Raw genomic sequence first — 26,749 nt, forward strand, 5'->3', positions numbered from 1 at the left:
TAAAAAATCAGTTTGGATAGGCTCCAAACTGATTTAATTTTTAGATGTATAAACTATAATGCAATTATTCCGGTTTTGTATAGGTTACTATATCTACTCCTATTCCATTTGGATCTTTGATTGCAAAATGCCTATCACCCCATGGTTCGTCTCTAATGTCAATTTCCATGTGTACTTCTTTAGAAATCAATTGTTTATATACCTTATCGACATTTTCAACTTCAATCGTTATATAAACGCCTTTCCCATTAAATGCTGTTTGAAAAATAGGTTTTTGACTCGGATGATTTGGTTGTAGAAAGCTTATTTCTGCAGATTGATTTGGAGTATGAAGTAAAAGGTAAAAATCATTTTCAAAGCTTACTCCAAAATCCAATACTTCGGTATAAAATGTTTTCGTTTCTTGTAATTTTTCAGTGATTATTCCAGCGTTAAGTTTCATATTGTTTCCTTTTTGTGCATTTGTCCAACTTACCATTAGAAGCAATGCGGTTGATAATAGTAATTTCATCGTTAATAATTATGTTGCAACAAATTTAGGTCTGCAGCAAAACCTTGCATTGTAAAAATCGGACAACCTTAAGAAAATGCTTCTGAAGGAGTTACGCCATAAAATGTTTTGAAATTTTTAATAAAATGTGCCTGATCAAAAAACCCTAGATCGAAATACAATTTGTTCTCTTTCAAACTTTGTTTAGAAGGTTTTGCATTTAAGATATGCTGGAATCTAACCACATTACTGAATGATTTAGCGGTTGTGCCTATATAAAAGTTAAATATTCTGCGTAATTGTCTAGAACTTAGGCCTACATTCAAATCTTTTTCGGTATCCAGAAATCCCCTTTTTTGAAAAATTAGATGTAGCGCATTTAGGAAACGTTGATCAAAATGGATATCTCTAGTTTGTAGATAGTTTAAAATTCTTTCATTAAGAGCTTCTATAATAATTTCGAATGAATGAGAAGATTGGATAGTCTTATCAATCCATTGAGAAAATTCTGGTAAAACCCTATGAAGCTCTTGAGATTGATTACTTAAAGTTTTAGCATCTATATCAAATAAAACTGAAAACATAGATGGTAAAAAACGGATTCCGATATAATCAAACTCTTTTCCGATTGGGAACTGTGTATACTTTCTGCAAAATCCCATTACAAAGTTTTCTTCTGGATCTTTATGGTCAAAGAATATATCAATACATCCATCAGAAACCACACGATATAAATAATCTTGATGTAGCTTTTTTTTAGTCTTTAGCTGCCAGAAACAATAAACAAAATCTTCAATTCCTTTATTTGGCATGATTTCTTGATAACTTATTTGATCATCATTAACCGATACTGCTGGTTGAATTGGTTGGTAATATTCTTTTATGATTTTTAGATTATTTACCACAGTTTATATCGAATTGATTAGCTTTAAAATGATATCATTAATTGCCATTTAAATAGTGATAATTAATATCATAAGAACTCCTGAAAATTTCTGAGTTACTATATTTTTTGACCCAATCAGGATAATAATATTCTACGAATAATTTATTATTCTTATAAGTATATTTAGCAAAAGGTTTCCCTATTTCTGGAGATCTATCGGCACCATAATCTTCCCACAATCCCGAGGAAAACTTACAATCAACCGAAGGGGACCAAATGAGTTCTATTTGATTATTATTTAAAATTTTAATTGGATACGAAATATAACATTGTCCGTGTACTCTAAATAGAATACCTTCTTCTCCGATATTAATATCCGCCCAGTCCATAAACAAAGAGCAACAGTAATCTGTATTGATCAAAAAACCACTAAAAACATATCCAACTTGACCATTGTATGTTATTTGATACCAGTTCCCATCAATACGATAGTCATCATCTTCTAAAGACAATTCTATGTTGGTATTTCGATCTACAGTGATTATTTGTCCAAAATCTAGCTTTCCAATAGGCTCTCCATTGGGACTATCTCTAATGATTAATCCATTTTTAGCAAAAACCCTGTGTTGGTTATTTTCTTCTTTAGGATTCCTGTTTTTAATAAATCTGGTTGATTTTAGTTGTAAAGAATAATCATTTAATGCATAAACATTTTCGATATCCGTTTCTGGTATATCTCCTTTATCTTTATAAAAATGCTGTTCTGTGCTATCAATAGTAAAATGTAATATCTCGTTAATTTTTTCAATTTTTACTCCTCCCCAATCATTCCCAACTTCTTTAGTTCTGAAAAAATCTTTACCGTTCGTGCTAAATATAAAATATGAATTTCCTTGTGTGTTTATTGAATAATATCCGTTTTGTGAATTTTCGCACCCTTTTACATTTTCTAATAGGACATCTAAATTACCATCGTTATTAAAATCATCTATTAAAGCAATAGTAAGCTTCAGTTTTTCTGAATAATCAATCAACGTTCTTTCTTCTCCATTTATAGATGCGATCAATTTATCATAACAATTATCACCCTCTATTTTATAAGATACATCAACGTTTTCAAAGAACTTATTTTGATCCTTACCACAGGATATACTCACTATGAGAATTATAATCAAAGTAATAGTGTTTTGTGCTTTCAATGTTTTATATATTAATTGATGGTATAGATGTTAAAATAGTTATTTACTGAATTTTTTTAGCTAATAATTCTTTTACTTCTTTTTGAAGATATTCTTTATAGGTTACTTCACACTGTTTTCTCTTTTCTTTACCATTAAGATAAGATTTTACAGCCATTTGATTATTACCTATAAATGCAATTTCTATATATGGAGTATATTTTTGTAAGCCATGTCTTCTAGATCTTGACAAAATAAAAAACCATAAAGATTGTCCTGCCCTTAGTTCTTGATCGAGTCCTAATTTTCGCATTTCTTTAATTAATCTTAAAGCGTCTTGCCCTTTTTCGCTCCAACTATCAGAAAAATCACCATAATATTTCTCCATCAAATTCCAACTCTCAATAAATTCACCTTTTACTCCTTCTCCCTTTTCATAATATTCAGCAACTATACTAAACGCTATTTCAGGGAACTGAATTTTCATTTTAGAAGGTAATGATTTTTTATATACCCAACTTAAAAGAATTTCTCCAAGCTTTTTTATATCGTCACTGAGTATTTCGAAAATAGTACAATCATCCCATTCGAAAACACATCGATATTTTTTCTCATAACCATATCGCATTATAACACAACTTCTTTCATCATCTTCAAATAAAAGATTAAGTTCTGAAAACATTGGTTCTGGATCTGGTATAAGTGAATTCTTTTCTAACTGAAGTAATTCAGGATGATATTTATTTAATTCAATTCGTAATAGTTCTAATTCTTTACTCATTTCAATTTAAACCATTTTGAAATTCTTCTACTTACTTTAGTTTTAGCAACCATTGATGCGTTTTATAGCTGATTGGTGAAGAATTTCCATTACTTCTTTCGAAAATATTTACTAATAAATGATTCTTGCCAATTAATTTAATATTACTGGTAAATAACCAAGCCCTATCATGATCAATATTTAAGAGTTGATATCTTGTAATTTCTTTTACATCTGAATCTACAATTCTTAAAATGCCAGAGTTTTCGAAAATGATGTCATTATTTGGCATAAGAATAGGTTCTGAAGCATCATAGGTTGTTAGTTTAGCACCTTTTTCAATGGATCCATCCATATGAAGTTTCACTACATGAGATTGTGTTGGAATAGACCGATCCTGTTCAATTACTCGAATATTATCGGATTCATCTACTACGTAATGACCATAACTATTCCATTTTTGTACCTTCTCACCATTCTGGTTATAAAGCCATGACTTGAAGATTCCATAACCTTCTAAACCAATAATAAACATACCATTGGACAATGGTTTTCCTTCACTTCCTTTTATTTGTCTTATAATTTTACCTGAATCCATATCAATGATAATTGCAGGGCCTAAATATCCCCATGCATGAAAATGTTTGGTATTCGTTGTTAAAAGAATACGGTTTTTAGATTGCCAAGCTTTGTTTGGAATACCAGGACAAATGATGGGTTGCTCCCAAAGATCATCACTATGAATATTATGAAGATTAATTTCTCTACCACTAGCATGTAGTCTTAAGGAATCATTTAGATATAAAGCATCTCCCAGGTTAGAGCGGGACTCTCTAACCTTGGTTTTCACACCATCTATAACTTGATATTCTAATATTTGCGGTGTATAGTTATTCATATTCCTTTAAGACACAGTAAATCAATTATAGTTATAAGACATATTTATTCTCGTTGTTTTTTTAACTTTTCTCTATGTTGATAATACAACTCCGAACATTGATCTCCAAATCCAAAATACACTTCATCATTAAAGTCTTCTAGATATATTTTGTCAAAGTACATTTTTGTTTTTATCGAAGGAATTTTAACGAGTTCTCCTTCGTTGTTATTGGCTGTCATATCATAATAATGCCAATTGCCTATATAATCACTTGTTAATAGATTAACACTAGACTCACCACTTCCATCATTAGCAGCATTTCCAAAGGAATATCTACTCATTCCGATCAATCTTATTCTTTTAGTTTTTTTATCAAATCTAAATTGGTTAGAATGACCCGAACGCATCCAATGATTTTCGAAGTAAAATCCATTTCTTGCATCTTTTATAAAAGATTGTTCATTTAAGATGTCAATTGGTTTACTTTCTATTTTTTCAAATTGCATACTCGATAACAGACATACAATCGTGGATTTATCAGAATCAATATAAACAGTATCTTCTACTCCGTCAAAATCTATATCCTTTTGCAATTTATCTTGGGCAATCATATTAAAACTAATTAGAAATATAATTATTGAAAAAAGATATGTTTTCATAGTCGGTTTTGGTTTTCAAAATAAAAATTATCCAACTTTTCGTAATACTGCTAATGGTGGACTTTGGAGTACACTTCTTATATTGCTCAATCCAATAGCTAATACTACTAATACGATTGCTGGTAAAAAGATCATAAATGGAATTCCTGAAGGTACAAAGGGTTCTTCGAACAATAAAGTAGCTAATAGTTGACTACTAATTAGCGATAATAGGATCCCAGCTAAACTACCGAGTATTCCTAAATACAGATATTCTAAAGCAGTGATACGAAGTATTTGTCTACTTTTAGCACCTAGTGTACGTAATAATACACTTTCCTTAATACGTTGGTATTTACTGGTCCGCACAGAACCAATTAGTACGATCAACCCTGTAAGAATGCTAAAAAATGCCATAAAATTAATGACCCAAGAGATTTTTTGTAAAATATCCTCAATCACTGTATAAATTTGTCTGAGATCAAACACTGTTACATTCGGAAATTTACTAACCAACTGTTGTTGTAATGAAGCGGACTTATTAGTGTCTGGTACGTAGGTCGTTAATACATGAAACTGTGGAGCTTGTTCTAAGACTCCTTTCGGAAAAACGACCATGAAATTTAGTTGTAGTCGGGTCCAATCAACTTTTCTAATGCTACCAACAATCGTTTCCATAAGGACTCCCTGAATATTAAATACAACCTTATCACCTAATCCTATTTGAGCATCTTTAGCCAAACCTTCGGAAATAGATATCATAACATCTTCACCTGATTCAATTTCTTTTATCCATTCTCCTTCTACCACAGTTTCAGAAGCTATTAACGAATCCCGAAAGGTAGTTCGAAACTCATGATTTAAAACCCATTCTCTGATAGTGGATGTAGTATCTTTCCGAATATCATTAGTTGCTATTCCTTTAATCTTTTGCATTCGCATCGTAACGATCGAAAGATTATTTAAAACTTCAGAGTTATTATCTTTTAGGGTATTTATAGCCGCTTCACGTTGTTCTGGTTGTATATCTACCAAAATAAGATTTGCCTGATCTGCACTGTTGTCTAGTTGAGTTTTAGCTAATAAAATATCTTTGGTAAAATACAGCGTACTAATTAAAAATGTTCCTAACCCTATCGCTAAAATCAAAACCATTGTTTGATTATTAGGTCTAAAAAGATTTAATAAGCTTGTTCTGGCCGTGAATCCCCAAGAAGATGGAAAATAACGCTTTATAGCTTTTATGAATAATACAGAAATACCTGCTAGAATAGCAAAGGTTACAAAAACACCCATTACAAAAGCAGCTGCAAATTTGAGATCTCCAAAAATCCAAATACCAAAAAGCAAAACGAATATAATGATCGCTCCAAAAGCAACTATTCTGGTTTTTCGAGATTTTACCGCTGGTTTTTCAGATACTCGTAACACTTCTAATGGTGATACATACCATGTACCTAATAATGGTAAGAGCGCAAATAATACGGACATAAACATTCCCAGCAATAATCCCATGATAATCGGTTGAGGCGCTGTGGTAATTTCAATATCAAATGGCAAAAACTCTTGTAATAATGCTGGTAATGCATACTGCAAACCAATCCCTATTATTGTCCCTACGAGCCCTCCTATCAATCCCATTACTGCAATTTGTATCAAGTAAATCAAAAAACTCTGTTTTCTGCTCGCTCCAATACATTTTAGTACAGCTACATCAGTTAATTTTTCTTTGATATAAATATGAACTGAACTAGCAATACCAATACAACCCAGCAATAATGCAATAAAAGCGGCTAGATTTAGGAATCTACCTAAATTATCATAGCTACGACCAATCTGCCTACTACTACTCGTATGCGTATCCAAATCTGCATTTTCATCATCTAAAATGGGATCTAAAACTTTTTCTAATTCGTCCAGATCTTTGTCTGGATCTACAAAAAAGTATTGATATTCTTTTCTGCTTCCTACCTGTAATAATTCTGTTTTCTCTACGAATCTATAGGGAATCAAAACTGTTGGCGCTACGCTTGTTCCGATTCCAGAACTACCTGGCATTGAATTGATAGCTCCAATAATTGGAAATGTAACTACTCCTAATTTGATAGAATCTCCTGCTTTAAGATCATATTGTAATAATACTGTAGCATCTACAAGAGCGCCTCCTTTTTGTTGGTACGTGGTAGCGGCATTTTCTGGTGTTGTTTCTAAATCTCCATAAAATGGAAAACTACCTTCCATTCCCCGCACACGAACTAATTTAGCCGCTCCATTTTTAGGAAATGCCGCCATGGACGGGAAATTAACCTCATAAGCATCGGGCACTAATGAATCGATGATGGCCTTTACCTTTTCATTCGGTTGTTGTCGACTATCAATGATATAATCAGCCCCTAACAAAGATTTCGATTGCCCTTGAATATTTTGCTTTAGATTGGTACTAAATAATTGTATTGATACCACCGCAGCAATTCCCAAGATAATTGAAGCCATAAACAATAATAACCTAGAAATACTTGCTCTTCCGTCTCTCCAAGCCATTTTAAACAACCACAAAACTCCTGCTTTAGAATATATATTTTCTCTATTCATTAGGATGCTGTTTTCTCGTTGCTAATAATCTTTCCTCCTTTTAATCGCAAAATTTGTTGAGTTCTATTTGCCAGATCTAGATCATGAGAAATAATAACTAAAGTAGTACCAGCCTCTTTATTAAGTTCAAAAAGTAATTTTATTACTTTCTCTCCAGTTTCTTCATCTAGATTCCCAGTAGGTTCATCTGCAAATAATATAGATGGCGATGTGGAAAAAGCTCTAGCTAACGCTACTCGTTGCTGTTCGCCACCCGAAAGTTGTGATGGATAATGATGAAAACGATCTCCCAAACCAACTTTCTTGAGAAGGTCTATGCCTATTTTGGAAGCATTTTTAGCACCTTGTAATTCTAAGGGTACAATTACATTTTCTAATGCTGTTAACGTAGGTAATAATTGAAAATTCTGAAATATGAAACCTACTTCTTTATTTCTTAATTGTGCTCGTTGATCCTCGTCTAATTCGGCTAAATTTTGTCCACATAACTCTATGATACCAGAATCTGGTTGATCCAAACCTGCACAAATACCTAATAAGGTAGTTTTACCACTTCCAGAAGGGCCCACAATAGAAAAAGTTGCTCCTTGTTCCACATCAAAGGATATGTTATGTAAAACCGTTAGTTTTTTAGAACCACTATTATAAGTCTTCTCTAGCTCATGGATCTTTAATATCTTTGACATACTATTTTTTTAGAAATGATAAACACGAAAAATAAGCAAATGATTTTAGATTTATTCGCCGACTATAAGTCGATTTCCTTAAAGTTTTGTTATTTTTTAGTAATAAGTATTTTCCTTTCTTGCGGGAAAGATACTTCTAAAACCAAACCTACAGAAACATCCAAAAGTAGTGAAAATACAAGTACAGAAAATCCAATAACATCTTCCAAAACTATTCTATGTTTTGGAGATAGTTTGACTGCTGGATATGGTTTGGATGATATCAACGAGGCTTATCCAGCGTTGCTACAAGACAAAATTGATTCTTTGGGATTAAATTATACCGTAATTAATTCGGGATTAAGTGGCGAAACTAGTGCTGGAGGTAAAAGCCGTATTAATTGGGTCCTAAAACAGCCTGTAGATATATTTCTTTTAGAATTAGGTGCTAATGATGGATTACGTGGTGTACCTTTATCAGAAACCAAAACAAACCTCCAAGCAATTATTGACGCAGTAAGAAAGAAAAATCCAGAAACTAAGATCATATTAGCAGGAATGCAACTTCCTCCAAATATGGGACCAGAATACACCACAGAGTTTAAAACGATATTTCCCGAATTAGCAGAGAAGAATAATCTATCACTTATTCCTTTCCTTCTAAAGGATGTTGGTGGTATAGCAGCGTTAAATCAAGCGGATGGTATTCACCCAACCACTGAAGGACAAAAGATCCTTGCGGATAATGTGTGGGAAGTTTTAGAAAAAGTAATTAAATAATTCTCTAGTTATTTTCAAATTTAAGGAATTGACCTAATCCCATTTTAAATAAAACAAGCTGATAAAAATATATTATTAAAGTACTTTCATCAGCATATTTTTAGAATGTTTTATTCCTAATTATTCAAACGTTTCAGCCAATAATTCTTGTAAACTATTCCAAGATTTTTCATCTGCTTCTGCATCATATTCTAGTGGTAATTTAAATTTTTCTGCATTTGCATCGGCTGCTTTAGACGTAAAACTATGTTTTACACCAGGATATGAGATATATTCATACGTAGCTCCAATAGAATCCATCGCAGTTTTAAAAACAGTTACTGTTTCTTCTTTTATAAAAGGGTCATCAGCTCCATTACACACTAGTACTCTTGCTTTTAATTTATCGTTAGGCATTATAGGAAGACTTACACCACTATGAAATGCTGCTACGGCATCTAAGTCAGCTCCACTATTAGCCATCGCTAATGCAACACTACCTCCAAAACAATATCCAATAGCAGCAATTTTTTCGCCATCTACAGATTCATGTTTTTTTAATAATTCTATAGCTGCATTGAAACGAGCCTCTGCTTCTGGTAAATTCTTCATCACGCTACCAGCAAATTTCATAGCATCGTCAGGATGTTCTGCTAGTTTTCCATCACCATACATATCTACAGCAAGAGCAGTATACCCTAGACTGGCTAACATATCAGCACGTTCTCTAACATACTCGTTATGCCCCCACCATTCATGAATTACTAATATACCTGGTCGTTTTTCTTTATTGTTTTCATCAAAAGCGATATATCCTTTTAAACTTGTAGAGTCAGAAGCATACGTTACCTCTTCTCCTTTTACTTGTATTGTTTTATAATTTGATTCTTTAGTTTCTTCTGTAACAGACTCTTCTGAAGTTTCTGTTTTAGAGGTATCTTTTTGTTTACAGGAAATTAGACAAACAAAAGATAAGCATACAGTTAATGTTAGAATAGTAAAACGTTTCATAGATGAGTTTTATTTAGTTTATTAAATATACTAATTATAGTATGTTAGACTTAGTTAAAACTAACACAATTCCAAAGCTATTGATAAACATATTCTTAAATAAAGGCTTGGATACAACAAGTTGAAAGCAATAGTTCAATTACCTCGGATTAATAAAAAAAAGCTGCATAAATAAATGCAGCTTTTTACAATGATTTCTTCTAATAAAAATTATTGTTGTAAAATCATTCGTTTTGTCTGAACTCCCTTATCTGTTTGTAATTTGTAAAGATATACACCGTTGCTCATTCCTTCTAAATTAATTTGGAATTCATATTTTCCTGGAGTTTTAGTAGTTTCATTAATTGATTTTACTAACTGTCCACTTAGTGTATACACCTTTAAACTTACAGATGATTGTTCTTGTAATATGTATTGGATATTAGTAGTACCCGCAAATGGATTAGGATAATTATTTAATAGTACTGCACCAGTATCAAACTCATCCACTGATAATACCGAAGCACAAGAAGGTGCAGTATCGGTAGTACTAAAATATATAGTAAAGTCACCAGATTTCGAAACCATCACAAAATTATCACCATCTGTAGTTACATAATAATCTCCATCAAAGCCTTGAATTCCTGTACCACTTAACGTTGCTTCTGGAGCATCTTGTTTAAATGTTTGTGTTAAATTATCTCGCAAATCCGTCCAAACACTAACTGCACCAAGGGATTGAATAGAAAACTGATATAGTCCATCATTTGTAAGATTCCAGTTAATATCAAACTTATGATTACTTAAATCTGGTCCATTTTCACCTAAAACGAAAATATCTCTATAAGAACCGATCAAAGTCGGTAAAGCTTCAGCATTTGGAGTATCAAAAGGACAAATAACACCTACGCAATCTGGATCTTCTATTAAATCAATAGTCTGAGTACTACCACTACTGAAAGATCCATCACTTACGGTAAGTGTAACATCTGCACTCGTTAATCCACTGTAAGTATGTGATACTTCAACACCTTGTGCAGTTGTCCCATCTCCAAAATCCCATGTGTAGGTTAATGCATCACCATTAGGATCATAAGAATCAGCTGCGCTAAAATTAACCTCAGATCCACCACAACGACCATTATCACTTGTAAAAATAGCCACTGGAGGAGTTGGTTCATTAGTAGCACCAAAATCAATGTCACTAGTAGAATAGAATGCTTCTGGTGTAAGAGATCGCTGCCAGATACTATATAAAACGTGTTTCCCTGTTCGTGCAGGTAAAACAACATCGATGTTATCTGTTTCTGATGCTGGTCTTGGTCCAGTTTCTACTAAAAGCTCTAAACTATCCCAAGTTAATGGCATATTAGGATTCCAATCACTTTTAGTAATATAAACTCTATAATATAATGTTTCATGCGGAGCAGTATTGGTCCAGGTAACGGTTAATGGCCCTGGAGTAACAGGAGTTGCTACCCAATCATCACGTACTTGATCTAAGCCTCCATATTTATCTGGACGTCCTGCACTGGCTAAATTTCCATCCATAATAATATCCATGTGCATACCGCCTGCATCCATCCTTGCTACTTCATTCCAGTCATATAATGCTTGCGTTCCCCATCCAATAACAGCATCTTGACAAGCTGGGGAATCAGGACTTTCGGGGTTTTCTTGAAAACAAGTATAAACTCTACTTGGAGGATACGTTACGGTACCATGAGTGAGTACAGATTGGAAAGGGACAAAAAAAGTTGCAATAAGTAACATACTTTGCCAAGGTATTGGTTTTAAGAATTTTTGTAGGTTATTTTCGAACTTTCGTAAATAACGATTGGAGTTGTTAAAATTGTTCATTTTGTAGTATATGTTAGTTCTTAAGTAATTGATTTGGTGATAATTTAAAATTGGGTAACCAAGATTAAACCTCAATTTTAACAATATTTTTATAGTTAATAAAGTTTTAAAGTTGAATTAAAAAAACAATAGCATTTCCTGTTAACAAATTGTTAATGGTATTACAAAATCAAATACTATAAAGTCTATAATTACCTCAAAATATCTCCTTTATTAAAATCTACTTTAAACAAAAAGCAACTCTACAATTAAACGAGAGTTGCTTTCTATTTAGAATATTCTTTAATAGCTACAAGAATAGGTTTTTCCTATACTTTCAATACTTTTTCGTCATACTAATTATCAATTAATCCTTGACCTTCAATCCAAGGAGCACCAGCTTGTTTTAAACTTTTTTCTATATCTGGAATACTACTATTTAATACTGATTTTAATTTTAATTTGATCTGTTGTAATTGTTTATTCGCACGATTAAAAGCAGCTTTTTGATTACCTGTAGGGCCATAAGTACTAGATAAAGCAGAAAAAGCAATACGATTTGCATCGTTTGGTGTTGGATTGGAGCGTTCCCCTATTTCATTCTTTACAGGATTACCATTTAACTCTTTTTGAATAGCTAATAAGCTTAATCTAACCTTATTGATTTGTTGTAACAAAGCATCGTTGGAAGTATTTGTTTTATTAGCTGCTCGTTTCATAGCCTTTATTTTCTGAAGTTGTGTTGTCATCTCTAGATTGGTTGCTGTTAGATCTTGTTGAAAAGCAAAAACTTGCTCTCTAAATTGATTCATTTCTTCAAATGACTTACGTGGCAATGCTCCTTTATGCATTGTTATCACCTCAAATTCTTTAGGACCTTGTAATACTGTGGTTACTCCATCTACACGTTTTATCAAGGTTGCCGTATATGTTCCCGGCGTGGCAAAAACACCAATTCTGTTACCAAAACCTCTATTATTACCTCTTTCCTGAAGTCTTTCTCCACGCTTATTAGGGTAATCTAACTTCCAGTTAACACGATTAAATCCTTTTTTATTAGTTCCTTTTACGGTATTGATTAAATTTCCTTCAGCATCCTTAATAAGTAACATAACAGCAGGTCCGTCCTGATTCTTTTCTTTTTCTAAAGTATCCCAACCAGGAAAATCCGTATTCTTCTTCTCTCTTTCTTTCCGAACATCTTTTAAAGACTTGAATTTATCTTTTAGATAATATGTAAAACGTGCTCCAAACGCAGGATTAGGAGCTATATATTCAGAATCTCCTTGGCTTCCTACTCTACTTGAAGGCTTATACCACAATGCTTCTTTTATAGGGAATAAAGTAGCTTCAGTAGAGACAACAGAAGGATTGAAATTACGCAACGGTGTTATATCGTCAAGTATAAAGAATCCTCTACCAAAAGAGGCTCCTACAAGATCATTTTCTCTCCTTTGAATAGTAAGATCTCTAAATGATATTGTTGGAACTCCACCTTTTAATTGTATCCAATTTGTTCCGCCATTATAGGTGAAGTAAATACCATACTCAGTAGCAGCGAATAACAGGTTTTTATCCACATGATCTTGAACTAATCTCCAGATTATCAAACGATTTGGTAAATCTCCGTTGATTAAATTCCAAGTATTACCCTTATCAGTACTTTTAAGTATGTATGGTTTATAATCTCCATATTTATGATTGTCCACGGCAGCATACACTACATTAGCATCAAATAAATCAGCACGTACATCATTTACAAAAGGAATATTACCTAATCCTTTTACTGTATTTAAATTAAACTTTCTCCAGGTTTGACCACCATTTTCAGTTGTTTGGATAATTCCGTCATCAGTTCCTGCATAAATTAAACCTTCTTGCTTCGGTGATTCTGCCAAGGAAGTAATCGTATTGTAATTAGACATTGCAAAAACATCCCATGCGTTATCCCAACTCTGTTGTTTTCCGTAATAAGGTATTGTAATTCGTTCTTGGTTTAGAGTTAAATCTTTAGAAATAGGTGTCCAATCATCTCCTCTATTCTCTGAGCGCCATACACGCTGAGATGCAAAATACAAACGCTTGGGATTATGAGGACTTACTAAAATTGGAGCATCCCAATTAAAACGTTCATAAGGATCTCCTTCAGCAGGTTGCGGTTGAATAAATACAGTTTCTTTGGTGGTTTGATCGATTCGCCAAAGTGCTCCTTGTTGAAATTCTCCATAAGTAATATTAGGATTACCTGGTTCTATAGCAGATTGGTGTCCGTCCGCTCCTAGTGTTTTCCACCAATCAGAATTAGCAATTCCATCAGAACTCATGGTTTGAGAAGGTCCTCCATGTGAACCATTGTCTTGAGTACCACCATAAATTTTATAAAATGGTTTTGAATCATCAACCGCTAATTTAAAATATTGCGTTATCGGAAGATTTCTAATAAATTTCCAACTTTTAGTAAGGTCAAAACTTTCGTATAAACCTCCATCTGTACCAAATAACACGTAATTTGGATCTGATGATTTAAATGCCATTGCATGACTATCTACATGTTTGTTTTTCTCGTTCATGGTATAAAATGTTTTTCCATGATCATCAGAAATCTGAACATAATTACTCATAAGAAATAACTTCCCTTCATGATGTGGTGACGCATATAATTCTTGATAATAATGAGGTCCTGTACCACCTGAAATAGCATCAGACTGCTTTGTCCAAGAAGCACCTCTATTTGTAGACATGAATAAACCACCTGTTCTTCGATCCAACTCTATTGCCGCATAAATTACATCAGGGTTAAATGGAGAAATTGCCAAACCTATTTTACCAAGATTAGAACTAGGAATTCCACTGGTTAGTTTTGTCCAAGTTTCGCCTCCATCTGTACTTTTATGAAGTCCAGAACCAGGACCACCTCCTAAATAACCAGCAACTGTTCGATGACGTTGCCAGGTAGCAGCATATAAAACATCTGGATTTCTTGGATCAATTACTAAATCTGTTGCTCCAACCCACTCGCTATCTCCTAATGTTCTTTTCCAGGAAACTCCACCATCAGTAGACTTATATACTCCACGCTCACCTCCAGCAGTCCATAATGGTCCTTGAGAAACAGCCCATATAATATTCGAGTTTTCTGGATGAATTACAATCTTAGAAAGATGTTCTGATTTTTTTAAACCCATATTTTTCCAAGTAGCTCCATCATCATGACTTACATAAATACCATCACCAAAAGCTACATGGCGTCCTCCTACATTTTCTCCAGTACCTACCCAAATGGTGTGTGGGTTATTAGGATCTATTGTAATAGCTCCAATAGAAAAAGATTTTTGTTTGTCAAAAATTGGTTTCCAAGTAGTACCAGAATTAGTAGTTTTCCAGACACCACCAGATCCAACAGCAATATACCATACATTTTCATTTTTTGGATGAATTGCAATATCAGCGATTCTTCCAGAAGTAAATGCTGGTCCAATATTTCTAAACTGTAATCCGTTAAAAGTTTTGTCATTTAATTGCTGAGCCTGTAATGTAGATAACAATAACATTGCTCCGAGCATAAAGCCCATTTTAAAGATTGAATTCATTTTTTAGAGTTAGTATATTAAGTTGATTTGTATACATAAATGATGATATTATTATTAAAACATATCTTGTTTATACTTTTTGATTAGTGTGATCTGACTTATGTGTAAACAAGGAATGTTTGTGATAGATATTTATCAATAAAAATAGTTAATATCCTGCTGCTTGACCATCTTTCCGACTTTCTGAAGCACCATGATACACTTTATTTTTGTCGTCCCATAAAATTGCCTGATATCCTCCATAAATACCTCTTGCTGTTCCTATTCTATGTCCTTTATCCATTAGGCCTCTAATAGTAGTGTATGGTATCCCTGATTCTGTTCGGATAGTCCCTGTATTTTCTGTAGTTTGCCCCATTGGGCTTGCTCCACCAGTATGATCCCATCTAGGAGCATCACCCGCTTCCTGCAAGTTCATTCCAAAATCTATAAGATTCATTACGATTTGTGTATGACCCATAGGTTGAAAATCTCCTCCCATTACACCAAAACTCACAAATGGTTTTCCATCTTTTGTTACAAAAGCAGGAATAATGGTATGAAAAGGTCGTTTTCCAGGCTCATACGTATTTGCCTGACCACGTTTCAAACTAAATAACTCACCTCTATCTTGTAACATGAAACCTAATTTCGGAGGAGCCATTCCAGATCCCATCCCTCTGTAGTTACTTTGGATTAAAGAAATCATAGTCCCATCTTTATCTGCAACCGTCATGTAAATTGTTTCTCCTGCCGAAATTTCACCAGCGTTATATTTTCCTGCACGTTTGCCAATCTCCGCTCTTCTTTTGTTGGCATACTCTTCTGATAAAAGTTGAGAAACAGGTACATCATAAAAATCCATATCAGCATAATGCTTCGCCCGATCTTCAAAAGCAAGCTTCTTTGCTTCTGTAAATAAATGTAGATGTTCAGTACTTCCGAATTCTATGTTTGAAAAATCAAATCCATTTAAAATCTGTAACATTTGAAGAGCAGCAATACCTTGTCCATTTGGTGGTAGTTCCCAAACATCATAACCTCTATAATTTACAGATACTGGATCTACCCATTGCGATTTATGATCTGCTAGATCTTTTGCGGATAAAAATCCACCTTGTTCTTTAATAAACTTACCAATAGTTTTTGCAATGTCTCCTTTATAAAAAGCATCTCTACCACCTTCAGCAATTTTTCTATAGGTATTTGCTAAATATGGATTTTTATAAATTTGGCCTTCGTTAGGTAGGCTTCCTCCGTTTTGATTGATATACGTGTCTTTTATATTTGGAAAACCTTTGGATTCAAAGAATGGAATACTTCTCTGTAGATACCAAGCTATCAATTCCGTTAAGGGAAATCCACTTTCTGCATAACTAATTGCAGGTGCTAAAATTTCTGACATTGGTTTAGATCCAAATTTATTATGTAATTCGAACCATCCATCTACCGCACCAGGAACACTTACTGGCAAAGCTCCGTGAGATGGAATTTTACTCATCTTTTGTTTCTCAAAATATTCTAATGTGAGTCCTTTTGGTGATCTTCCACTAGCATTTAATCCATATAGTTTTTTAGTTTTTCCGTCCCAAACAATTGCAAATAAATCACCACCAATACCACATCCAGTAGGTTCCATTAATCCTAAAGCAGCATTCGCAGCAATAGCTGCATCAATAGCATTACCTCCTTTTTTAAGGATATCTAAACCAATTTGAGTGGCTAATGGATGACTGGTAGCAACCATTCCATTTTGGCCTAATACTTCGGAGCGTGTAGCAAAAGGTTCGCCAGTAATTCGGTCTTGAGCAGTGGAAATTTGAGTTATAAAAAAAAGTAAGAGAAGCGTGTAAAGAGCGTTTTTCACAAACATAAATTTTAGTGTTATTATAAAGAGTAAATAGATGATGATGTGAAAAATACTAAATAAGCGATGATTAAAAGCTCAGTAAGAGAATTTTATGATTTTTTTAAAACACATTATATCTAATAAAGACATGCCAGTCGAACATAATGCCTTGTAGACATTAAAACAAAATAGTGACCAAAAACTTATGCAAATCTATTTCTATATTTACTGGGATTGATTCCTTTTATTCTTTTAAACATCCGATTAAAATAAGAACGGTTGGTAAATCCACATGCTAAAAACACTTCTTTTAGATTATACATAGGATTTGCAAGTAACTGTGTGGCTTTTTGAATGCGTTCTTCGTTAATAAAATCTGTTGGTGAGATACCCATTTCTTGTTTAAACACTTTATAGAAGTGACTTTCACTCATACAAGCTTCTTTACTTAGCTCTTTTATAGTTAAAGGATTACAGATGTTATCTCTAATATACTGAATAACATAAGCCAATCTATAATCGCTTGCCAATTCTTTCGTTTTTGTTTGAAAGGTCTTGCGCGTGTCTACCTGCAATATTCTAATAATCAGTTCTTGAATCATATTGGAAACAAAAGAATCTTTTGCAGGATGGTTTTCAGTATACAAATACACTAAACGTTGTAATATCTGATAAATACTTTGATCATTAGTGAAGTGAAAATTATAATCTAATATATTCCATTCATTCCCATCTGGTCTGGTCATGCATTCATTCATTAAACGAATAACACTCTTTAATCGTTCCTCTCCTATTTCCATAGCTAAGCACCGGGTTGGATTATCTTCCTGAGCTTCTGGAAAGTCAATACTCATCAATTCATTTGCAGGTAGTATTAAAGATTCACCAGGCAAGAACTCAAAAGAAGGTTTATCTCGTAAATGCATCACCTTCTTTCCTCTAAACATACTTGCCAAAACAGGAGTAGTAAACTGAAGTTGTACCATTTCTGCTCGGGAATGTGTTTCGAAGATATGCATAGCAGAGTCTTCTAAAATATAAGAGGTTTGATTTTCTACCAGATCTACTAGCTTTCTAGATTTATAAAAGGAATCAGACAATTGCATTGCTAAAATTATAGATTTAACAAAATTTTTGTAGTAATTCTAATGATACTATATTAAAGATAATGATTTTCTGATGATAATTTACTTATTCATAGAATTGTTCATATAGTTCATAGAATTGTTCAACTATTTTGACAATGAACAAAGTATCTTGAAAACACATAACAAATAATCTTAATTTATTACTATGGGCACTGTAAGTACTAACGAAAAAATGGCTTTTAAGAAGCCTCAGTTCAAAAACCAATATGACAATTATATTGGAGGTAAATGGACATCTCCTGTTAAAGGTGAATATTTTGAAAACATCTCTCCTGTGGATGGCAACAGTTTTACAAAAGTAGCTAGATCTACAAAAGAAGATATCGATCTTGCCATCGATGCTGCATGGGAGGCCGCTCCTTCATGGAATAATAGTTCGGCTACCGAGCGAAGCAATATGCTCCTTAAAATTGCTGATGTAATGGAGCAAAATCTAGAGTTATTAGCAAGAGCAGAAACATGGGATAATGGAAAAGCACTAAGAGAAACAATGGCTGCAGATTTACCGCTAGCGGTTGATCATTTTAGATATTTCGCTGGCGTTATTAGAGCAGAAGAAGGATCCGTAAGTGAGTTAGATGCTTCTACAATATCTATGAATGTGAAAGAACCTCTTGGAGTAGTTGGTCAAATAATTCCATGGAATTTCCCACTACTTATGGCTACCTGGAAAGTTGCGCCCGCTTTGGCTGCAGGTAATTGTGTTGTTTTGAAACCAGCAGAGCAAACTCCGGTAGGTATTATGATTTTACTAGAACTTATAGAAGGTATTCTACCTCCTGGTGTTCTAAATGTGGTTAATGGTTTTGGAATAGAAGCTGGTAAGCCTTTAGCTTCAAGTTCGAGAATTAATAAAATCGCTTTTACAGGAGAAACCACAACTGGACAGTTGATCATGCAATATGCGAGTAAGAATATTATTCCAGTAACACTAGAATTGGGTGGTAAAAGTCCAAATATCTTTTTTGAAAGTATCATGGATGCAGATGACGCATTTTTTGATAAATGTTTAGAAGGTGCGGTTATGTTTGCTCTGAATCAAGGAGAAGTATGTACTTGCCCATCGAGAATATTAATTCAGGAAAGTATTTATGATCAGTTTATAGAACGTGTCATTGAACGCGTAGAAGCTATAAAACTAGGACATCCTCTTGATCCTACCACTATGATGGGTGCACAAGCGTCTAATGATCAATATGAAAAAATCTTAAACTATATAAATATTGGTAAAGACGAAGGTTGTGAAATACTTACTGGTGGTGAGGCAGCTTATAATGAAGGTTTAGAAGGTGGTTACTACATTCAACCTACTTTATTAAAAGGAAATAATAAAATGCGCGTATTCCAAGAAGAAATCTTTGGACCAGTTGCATGTGTAACAACTTTTAAAGATGAAGCAGAGGCATTAGAAATTGCTAATGATACCTTGTATGGCCTTGGTGCTGGTGTATGGACCAGAGACACACATCAAGCATATCAGATTTCTAGACAAGTACAAGCGGGACGAGTTTGGGTAAATTGTTATCATTTGTATCCAGCACATGCCCCATTTGGAGGTTATAAAAAGTCTGGAATCGGTAGAGAAACACATAAAATGATGCTTGATCATTATAGACAAACAAAGAATATGCTTATTTCTCATGACAAAAATGCTTTAGGTTTTTTCTAATATGGTAGAGCGTGTTTTAATAACAGAAGAAGCGAAGCGGATCATTAACTCTTTGAGAGACGAACATGGTCCGCTCATGTTTCACCAAAGTGGCGGTTGCTGTGATGGCTCCTCTCCCATGTGTTTTCCAAAAGGAGAATTAATGCTGAATGATACGGATGTATATCTTGGAACGATACATAATTGTGAGTTTTATATGTCTAAAGATCAATTTGAGTATTGGAAACATACACAATTAACTGTAGATATTGTAAAAGGAAGAGGATCTAGTTTTTCTTTAGAAATTCCCTTGGGAATCCGATTTGTTATAAAATCAAGAATATTTACCGAAGAGGAAATAGCTATACTAACTCCTGTAAGCTAAAAGTTTAGAATATATATATCCAAAGGTAGTTCTTATAAAATATTTTTTATAAAATTCTCTTTATAAGCTCTACCTAACGGTATTATGCTATGATTTGATAAAAAGATTTGATTTCCAGATACCTTTTCAATTTTAGAAGTATTGATAATGTAAGATTTATGAACTCTTATAAATTTAGTATTTGGTAACAGTTCTTCCCAGTGCTTTAATGTTTCTGAAGAAACGTGTTTTTTATTGATTGTATGTAATTCTGTATAATCTGCATCTGATATAATATGCGTAATTTCATCAATCAATATCCGTACGTAATCGAATCCTATTTTGACGTATAATTCTTGAGCATCCACAGTTTCAGAATTTTGATTATTCAAAACTGTATCATCATAGTTAGATTTTACTTTAGCTACTGCTTTAACAAACCGCTGGAATGAAAATGGTTTTAATAAATAATCAACTACATCGAACTCATAACTTTCCAAGGCATAATCAGGAAAAGCTGTAGTTAATATAACTTGTGGAGGATTGACTTGGGTTTTAAGAAAATCTATTCCAGAGATTTTTGGTAAATGTATATCTAAAAATATAAGATCAATTTTTTGAGACTTCATAAGAATCATAGCTTCTATTGCATCCGTAAATGCACCAACTAATTTTAAAGTGCCAATATCTTCAATGTATTTTTTAAGGATACGTTGCGCTGGTAATTGATCTTCTATGATAATACAATTCATTGTTACTTGGCGTTTTTTAGATCAATAGTTAATTCAACTTTATACTTTTCTTGATTTGAATTTATCACCAATGTATGAAGTTTTGGATACATAATCACAAGCCTTTTTTTAACATTCTCTAAACCAATACCGCTATCCAAATTATTTGTATTGCTGTCGGATTTAAAAGTGTTCGCACAGGTAAAATGAAGTACTCCTTTTTCTGTTATATTTAGGGTGATATCTATTTCAATACCCTCCGTTTGACTGGAACTACCATGTTTAAATGCATTTTCAACAAAAACTACCAATATCAATGGAGCAATTCTGAAATTTGAATGCGCTATTTCTTTTGTAAAGCTAACACTTCCTCGTCCTTCAATTTGTAATCGTCCAAGATTAATAAAGTTTTCTAATTGCTCTATTTCTTTTGAGAGCGAAACATATTCAGACTTACATTCATATAACATATATCGTAATACACCCGATAATTCCAAGATAATTTCTGGTGTTCTTGGTGACTTCTCAATAGCATAAGAATATAAATTATTCAAATTATTGAACAGAAAATGAGGATTGATCTGAGATTTCAAAAATTGCAACTCACTTTCTTTAACAGAATCTCTTAGCTCTTTTACCTCTTTCTGTTTAATGAGTGCATCCCATCCAAATTTAAATCCTGCTAAAATAGATAAGGTTGGTAGTGTGCCCATAAGATTGAAAACGATCCCCAAAAATCTAGTTCCTCGCGTATCTGGGAAATATATTTTTTCTAAAATCTCCTCTTCTACAAAAATAACGCTAGCTACTACTAAAGAAACATAGAAAGCAAATTTTAAATAAGCTCTTGGGTATAAAAACTTCGGAAGTAATATATAGTTTATGATCAAACCAGCAACCACAAAATTTAGAAAAAAGACATACTGATAAAATTGAATTTCTGGATTACGACGATCGAAAGAATAAAAAGTAAATACGACAACGTGCAGTATGAGCTGAAACCAAACTTCTTTATTCAAAAATATACTTTTCATATTGTCATTGATAATCCAACAAATATAACCTTTTGTATCTCTAACATAAGACCAACTACTATAACCCACTTAAAATATACTACAAACAACAATTCCTAACAGATAAATGAATATCATGTCGTTTGCAGGCTTATAACAGTTGTTTATCCAAATTGATTTTTATAAGTTTTCACTTCTCCCTTTCTTTGATAAAAAAATTACAATGCTATTAGAAAGAAAAATAAAGTTTGTTCTTATTTTAATGTTATATACTGGTGTTATTTGGTCTCAAAATAGTGAAATCCAAATTACCGGTTTACTAGTAGAAGCAGAAACTGGACAACCTATTCCATACGCTACTGTTGTTTTAAATTCTAAGAGCACTAAATCCACCATTACGGGTGCAATAACGAATGATGATGGTTATTTTAACCTAAAAACGGTAGAAAATGATTTTTATCTCGAGATCAGCTTTATTGGTTTTAAAACCCTTCAAGTAAGAAATTATACAGTATCAGAAAATAAAGTAGATTTTGGTACTATAAAGCTCTATCAAGATAGTCAAATGCTAGATGAAGTTGTGGTAAGAGGTGAGGTTTCTAAAACCGAATTTAAACTAGATAAACGTGTCTTTAACGTAGGAAAAGATTTAAGTACAGCTGGTGCAAGCGCCTTGGAAGTACTTAATAATGTACCTTCTGTAAATGTGAACATAGAAGGAGAAATTAGTTTGCGTGGTAGTGGTGGAGTTCAAATACTTATTAATGGTAAACCTTCGGTGTTAGCAGATGAATCTAGTAATGCATTGGGAACTATAACTGCAGATATGATTCAAAGTATTGAGGTGATTACCAACCCTTCGGCTAAATACGAAGCATCTGGTACTTCGGGAATTTTAAATATTATTTTAAAGAAAGAAGAGAAAAAAGGATGGAATGGATCCATATCTCTTAATACTGGTGTTCCTGATAATCATAATGTAGGTGTTAGTTTAAATCGTAGAACCGAAAAATTTAATTTATTTACTCAAATAGGTGCTGGTTATCGTTCATTACCGAGAGAAAATGAAGCGATCAATAGAAATTTAGAAAATAATGAAGTAATATTTAGTGATGGAGAAAATTTTAGAAATGAAACCTTTTTTAATGTTACACTAGGAACTGATTATCATTTAAATAAGTACAATGTACTCACATTATCAGGAAATTTTGCTTATGAGATAGAAGATCAACCATCGGAAACCAATTTTAGCTTTTTTGATACCAATAATGATTTAGTATCTCGCTGGATACGAAATGAAGATACAGAAGCCACAAACCCCAAGTGGCAATATGAATTTAATTGGAAAAAACAGTTTAAAAATAACAAAGACCACACTTTTCAATTAAGTGCGCTAGGAAGTTTCTTTGGAAAAGATCAATCTTCACTATTTGTAGATACTACGCTCGAAGGTTCGGATGTAGACAGTAATCAACGAACGTCAACTAATTTCCAACAGGCTGATTTCACTTTCAAAGCAGACTATACCAACCCATTAAGCAAAGAATATACTATCGAAGCTGGTGCACAATATGTAATAAATGATGTTGGGAACGATTTTGAAGTAGAAGATCTAATAGATGGAACTTATGTCATAAATGAAAGCTTAACCAATGATTTTGAATGGAATCAAAAGGTATTGGGGGTTTATGCTACTGGAGCTTATGAAAATGAAAATTGGGGTGTAAAAGCTGGTTTACGAGTAGAAAATACAGACATAGGAACCTTATTAGCCAATACCAATGAGAGTAATTCGCAAAACTTTACAAACTATTTTCCTAGTTTTCATACTTCCTATACGTTTAGCGAAAAATTTTCATTACAAGCGGGTTACTCCAAACGGATCTTTAGACCTCGTCTATGGGACTTAAATCCATTTTTTAATATTAGAAACAATTTTAATATTAGAACCGGTAACCCAAACCTACAACCAGAGTTTACCAATTCGTATGAATTAACGAGTATTTATAAAATTGGTAAAGCCAGTATGAGTTCTAGTTTGTATCATCGTTATACAACAGATGTTGTAGAACGCGTATCTACTTTTATCGATAATGTAAACTTTACTACACCTGAAAATATTGGTACTAATTCATCTATAGGTTTTGAAACTAATGGAAAATATAGTCCTACCAAATGGTTAACCTTTACAGGAGATTTCAATTTTAATTATTTTGATCGTCAAGGATCTTTTGAAGGGCAAGTATTTGATTTTACAGGAAATCAGTGGTCCACTCGATTAGGTTCAAAAATTGGATTTCCTGCTGATATTGATTTAGAGCTTAATGGAAATTACAGATCTGGTTTTGAAACTGTACAAGGAAAACAAAGTGGATTTGCTTTTATGGATATAGGAATACGTAAGAAAATACTAAAGGGAAAAATAGTGGCTAATCTTGGTATAAGAGATGTCTTTGCTTCCAGAATTCAGGAGCGTTTCGTAAACCAACCTACTTTTGAAACTTATAACTTTGGGCAACGTGGACGTTTCTTTACTTTCGGACTAAGCTATGCATTTGGAAAAGGAGAAGCTATTACTTATTCTGGTAGAAGAAGATAAAGCAAAACAAAGTCACTCGCTGTTCTCAATTTATGATTCCAAATAAAATGATCTTATAAAATTTACATGATTTTTCCTATCTTTTGAAAAATTAAGATTTGTGAAAAAAAGCCTGACATATTATCTAACAATTGCAGTTTTAAAACTAAAAGGCATCAAGAAAAGCTTTAGTCAAGATCCAGTTGCGTATCAAACAATTAGAAAAGAGGATGTTTATAATCCGAAAGGAAGTTTTTTTAAAAAAAATATTACGAAACAATTTAAAGTTTCTAATTCTACTATTACTGAGATCACCTGTAATAGTAATCCTAATAAGCTACTTATATTTATCCATGGTGGCGCATTTGTTTCTGGTCCAGCGAAGCATCATTGGGATTCAATAAAAACTATTGTACAAAAGACAGATTACAAAATATGGATGTGTAATTATCCGAAAGCTCCAGAGTCTGATATTATAGAAATATCCCACAATATAGACGCTGTTTACGATACTGCACTACAAGATCACGAAGCTAGTCAAATCTCCTTTATTGGTGATTCGGTGGGTGGGACCTTAATAACATCATTAATACAAAGATTAATTTCTAAACAGTTGCCACTACCCTACCAGATTCTTTTAATATCTCCGGTTATGGATGCCACGATGTCTAATCCCGAAATTGATATAATTGATCCGATGGATCCTATGCTTTCTAAAGTTGGTATTTTAAGTTCAAAAAAGATGTGTGCAAGAAATGTAGATCTTAAAGACACCATGATTTCTCCATTATACGGCAGCTTTGTAGGTTTTCCTAAAACTGTGTTGTTTCTTGGAGAATATGATATTATGTATCCTGATGAAAAATTAGCATTAGAGAAAATGAAACAAGCTTCTATTGATATACTGTCAATCGAAGGAAAAGGAATGCCACATATTTGGCCATTACTTCCTGTGATGAAAGAAGCAAAGCAGTCTTTACATCAAATAATTCAAATATTAAACGAGAATAACCCCAATTAATATCTGAACGATTTATTTCTTTAATAAGATGCTTTCTCGAAATAATCCAAGAGTATATTACCTAATGTTTCTCCAAACATGGAGTTTGTAAATAAAACGTAGCCAAATTTCTTTTCAACATCCATCATATACCAAGAAGTGAATCCATCATTAGAACCGCCATGAAAAAAGCTATTTTGATAAGCACCACCTGCAGTCATAAAACCTAAACTATAATATAACTTAATTCCACTAGGTAAAGTAGTGATGGTAGAATGAGGTTTTAACAACTCCTGGTAACTTTCTTTTTTAAGAATCTTTTTATTCATAACCCCTATCATCCATTTAGAGAAATCCAGAGGTTCTGATCTAATAGAAGCTGGTGCCACAAAAACACCTTTATCTTTTTTATACCAATAGTCTTCTTTCCAATTGATCCAATTACCATCGCTATTATAAGGTTCAGCTTTATGTTTTAACGCATATGCATCTTCTATAAATGTAGTATGCTCAAGTTCTAAGGGTATGGCTATTCTTTTCTGGAATGCTTTTTCTAATCCAACCCAATCTGTATTTTCAATATGCTTCAAAACCATTGCTAAATAATGGTAAGCCTCTCCAGAATATCCATAATTTGTACCAGGATCAAATTTTATTTTTAGCTTTTTATCATCCTCATTTTCTCTCCAATTAGGAAATCCAGATTGATGACTTAATACAATGCGGGCTGTTATTTGCTTATACCTTTCATCATATGCAATATCATCATAAGGCAAATATTGATATAATGGTTTGTCTAGATCCAATTTACCTTCTTCTACATACGTCATTACGAAGGTGGCAAATACAGATTTAGACATGGAAGCCCCTTCAAAAATAGTTGTTTTCGTTACAGGAATTTTCTTTTCTAAGTTTGCATACCCAAAAGTTTTATGATGTACTACTTCTGCATTATTAATAATTGCTATAGAAAGTCCGGGAATTTTTAATGAATCCATTTGAGAAGCTAGAAAAGAATTCAACATTTCAGTAGTAAGATCAATGTTGTTTACATTCTTAATACTTTTCTGGGATTGACAAACAGACCAACCTGACAATAAGATTATTGCCAGTTGTAATAACATTTTTGTTCTCATTTTTTGATTATTGATTTGATGAATGATTTTTTCTTT

Annotated in this window: 21 protein-coding genes; 5 read left to right on the forward strand and 16 right to left on the reverse strand. The window is 33.0% G+C overall.

The window, feature by feature from the left end:
* Positions 1 to 64: 64 nt before the first annotated feature.
* From Q1A73_RS03120 to Q1A73_RS03155, 8 genes are all read right to left on the reverse strand, one after another.
* Positions 65 to 442, reverse strand: a complete 378-nt coding sequence (locus Q1A73_RS03120) for a VOC family protein (RefSeq protein ID WP_299602597.1) — start codon at positions 440 to 442, stop codon at positions 65 to 67.
* Between the two features lie 137 nt (positions 443 to 579).
* Positions 580 to 1,395, reverse strand: coding sequence for a helix-turn-helix domain-containing protein (locus Q1A73_RS03125; RefSeq protein WP_299601431.1), 816 nt, complete (start codon positions 1,393 to 1,395; stop codon positions 580 to 582).
* A 37-nt stretch (positions 1,396 to 1,432) separates the two neighbouring features.
* On the reverse strand, positions 1,433 to 2,575 hold the full coding sequence (locus Q1A73_RS03130) for an SH3 domain-containing protein (RefSeq protein WP_299601433.1): 1,143 nt from the start codon (positions 2,573 to 2,575) through the stop codon (positions 1,433 to 1,435).
* A gap of 43 nt (positions 2,576 to 2,618) precedes the next feature.
* Entirely contained in the window at positions 2,619 to 3,335 is a 717-nt protein-coding gene (locus tag Q1A73_RS03135; protein ID WP_299601435.1) for a hypothetical protein, read from the reverse strand.
* A gap of 31 nt (positions 3,336 to 3,366) precedes the next feature.
* On the reverse strand, positions 3,367 to 4,212 hold the full coding sequence (locus Q1A73_RS03140) for a hypothetical protein (RefSeq protein WP_299601436.1): 846 nt from the start codon (positions 4,210 to 4,212) through the stop codon (positions 3,367 to 3,369).
* Between the two features lie 44 nt (positions 4,213 to 4,256).
* Complete coding sequence (locus tag Q1A73_RS03145; protein ID WP_299601438.1) at positions 4,257 to 4,853, reverse strand: hypothetical protein; 597 nt, start codon at positions 4,851 to 4,853, stop codon at positions 4,257 to 4,259.
* A 27-nt stretch (positions 4,854 to 4,880) separates the two neighbouring features.
* Positions 4,881 to 7,424: an FtsX-like permease family protein gene (locus Q1A73_RS03150; RefSeq protein ID WP_299601440.1), complete on the reverse strand. Its 2,544-nt coding sequence runs from the start codon at positions 7,422 to 7,424 to the stop codon at positions 4,881 to 4,883.
* Positions 7,424 to 8,110, reverse strand: coding sequence for an ABC transporter ATP-binding protein (locus tag Q1A73_RS03155; protein ID WP_299601441.1), 687 nt, complete (start codon positions 8,108 to 8,110; stop codon positions 7,424 to 7,426). Before Q1A73_RS03155 ends, Q1A73_RS03150 begins: the two co-directional genes overlap by 1 nt.
* A gap of 39 nt (positions 8,111 to 8,149) precedes the next feature.
* On the opposite strand from Q1A73_RS03155, the gene Q1A73_RS03160 reads away from it, so the two are divergent.
* On the forward strand, positions 8,150 to 8,869 hold the full coding sequence (locus Q1A73_RS03160; RefSeq protein ID WP_299601444.1) for an arylesterase: 720 nt from the start codon (positions 8,150 to 8,152) through the stop codon (positions 8,867 to 8,869).
* Positions 8,870 to 8,989: 120 nt separating this feature from the next.
* Here Q1A73_RS03160 and Q1A73_RS03165 read toward each other — a convergent pair whose 3' ends face one another.
* The 5 genes from Q1A73_RS03165 to Q1A73_RS03185 form a co-directional block, all read right to left on the reverse strand.
* Entirely contained in the window at positions 8,990 to 9,859 is an 870-nt protein-coding gene (locus Q1A73_RS03165; protein ID WP_299601446.1) for a dienelactone hydrolase family protein, read from the reverse strand.
* Positions 9,860 to 10,069: 210 nt separating this feature from the next.
* A complete protein-coding gene (locus Q1A73_RS03170) occupies positions 10,070 to 11,698 on the reverse strand; it encodes a lytic polysaccharide monooxygenase (protein ID WP_299601449.1) in 1,629 nt (542 codons plus the stop codon).
* Between the two features lie 335 nt (positions 11,699 to 12,033).
* On the reverse strand, positions 12,034 to 15,267 hold the full coding sequence (locus Q1A73_RS03175; protein ID WP_299601451.1) for a glycosyl hydrolase: 3,234 nt from the start codon (positions 15,265 to 15,267) through the stop codon (positions 12,034 to 12,036).
* A gap of 148 nt (positions 15,268 to 15,415) precedes the next feature.
* A complete protein-coding gene (gene ggt, locus Q1A73_RS03180) occupies positions 15,416 to 17,113 on the reverse strand; it encodes a gamma-glutamyltransferase (RefSeq protein WP_299601454.1) in 1,698 nt (565 codons plus the stop codon).
* A gap of 185 nt (positions 17,114 to 17,298) precedes the next feature.
* Positions 17,299 to 18,201 carry an AraC family transcriptional regulator gene (locus Q1A73_RS03185; RefSeq protein ID WP_299601456.1) on the reverse strand — a complete coding sequence of 301 codons (903 nt, stop codon included), beginning with the start codon at positions 18,199 to 18,201 and terminating at the stop codon, positions 17,299 to 17,301.
* Positions 18,202 to 18,388: 187 nt separating this feature from the next.
* Between Q1A73_RS03185 and Q1A73_RS03190 the strand changes: the two genes are divergently transcribed.
* Complete coding sequence (locus Q1A73_RS03190) at positions 18,389 to 19,912, forward strand: aldehyde dehydrogenase family protein (RefSeq protein ID WP_299601458.1); 1,524 nt, start codon at positions 18,389 to 18,391, stop codon at positions 19,910 to 19,912.
* A 1-nt stretch (position 19,913) separates the two neighbouring features.
* On the forward strand, positions 19,914 to 20,276 hold the full coding sequence (locus Q1A73_RS03195) for a DUF779 domain-containing protein (protein WP_299601460.1): 363 nt from the start codon (positions 19,914 to 19,916) through the stop codon (positions 20,274 to 20,276).
* Positions 20,277 to 20,308: 32 nt separating this feature from the next.
* On the opposite strand, the gene Q1A73_RS03200 is transcribed toward Q1A73_RS03195, so the two are convergent.
* Both Q1A73_RS03200 and Q1A73_RS03205 read right to left on the reverse strand, forming a co-directional pair.
* A complete protein-coding gene (locus Q1A73_RS03200) occupies positions 20,309 to 21,007 on the reverse strand; it encodes a LytTR family DNA-binding domain-containing protein (protein ID WP_299601462.1) in 699 nt (232 codons plus the stop codon).
* 2 nt (positions 21,008 to 21,009) lie between these two features.
* A complete protein-coding gene (locus tag Q1A73_RS03205; protein WP_299601464.1) occupies positions 21,010 to 22,020 on the reverse strand; it encodes a histidine kinase in 1,011 nt (336 codons plus the stop codon).
* Between the two features lie 202 nt (positions 22,021 to 22,222).
* Here Q1A73_RS03205 and Q1A73_RS03210 point away from each other — a divergent pair, with 202 nt between their 5' ends.
* Positions 22,223 to 24,598 (forward strand): TonB-dependent receptor, encoded by a 2,376-nt coding sequence (locus tag Q1A73_RS03210; RefSeq protein ID WP_299601466.1) that lies wholly within the window; start codon positions 22,223 to 22,225, stop codon positions 24,596 to 24,598.
* A 100-nt stretch (positions 24,599 to 24,698) separates the two neighbouring features.
* Positions 24,699 to 25,598, forward strand: a complete 900-nt coding sequence (locus Q1A73_RS03215) for an alpha/beta hydrolase (RefSeq protein ID WP_299601468.1) — start codon at positions 24,699 to 24,701, stop codon at positions 25,596 to 25,598.
* A gap of 20 nt (positions 25,599 to 25,618) precedes the next feature.
* Here Q1A73_RS03215 and Q1A73_RS03220 read toward each other — a convergent pair whose 3' ends face one another.
* Positions 25,619 to 26,713, reverse strand: coding sequence for a serine hydrolase domain-containing protein (locus Q1A73_RS03220; RefSeq protein WP_299601470.1), 1,095 nt, complete (start codon positions 26,711 to 26,713; stop codon positions 25,619 to 25,621).
* Between the last annotated feature and the right edge of the window lie 36 nt (positions 26,714 to 26,749).

This window comes from uncultured Aquimarina sp., assembly GCF_947492115.1.
Taxonomy (GTDB): Bacteria; Bacteroidota; Bacteroidia; order Flavobacteriales; family Flavobacteriaceae; genus Aquimarina.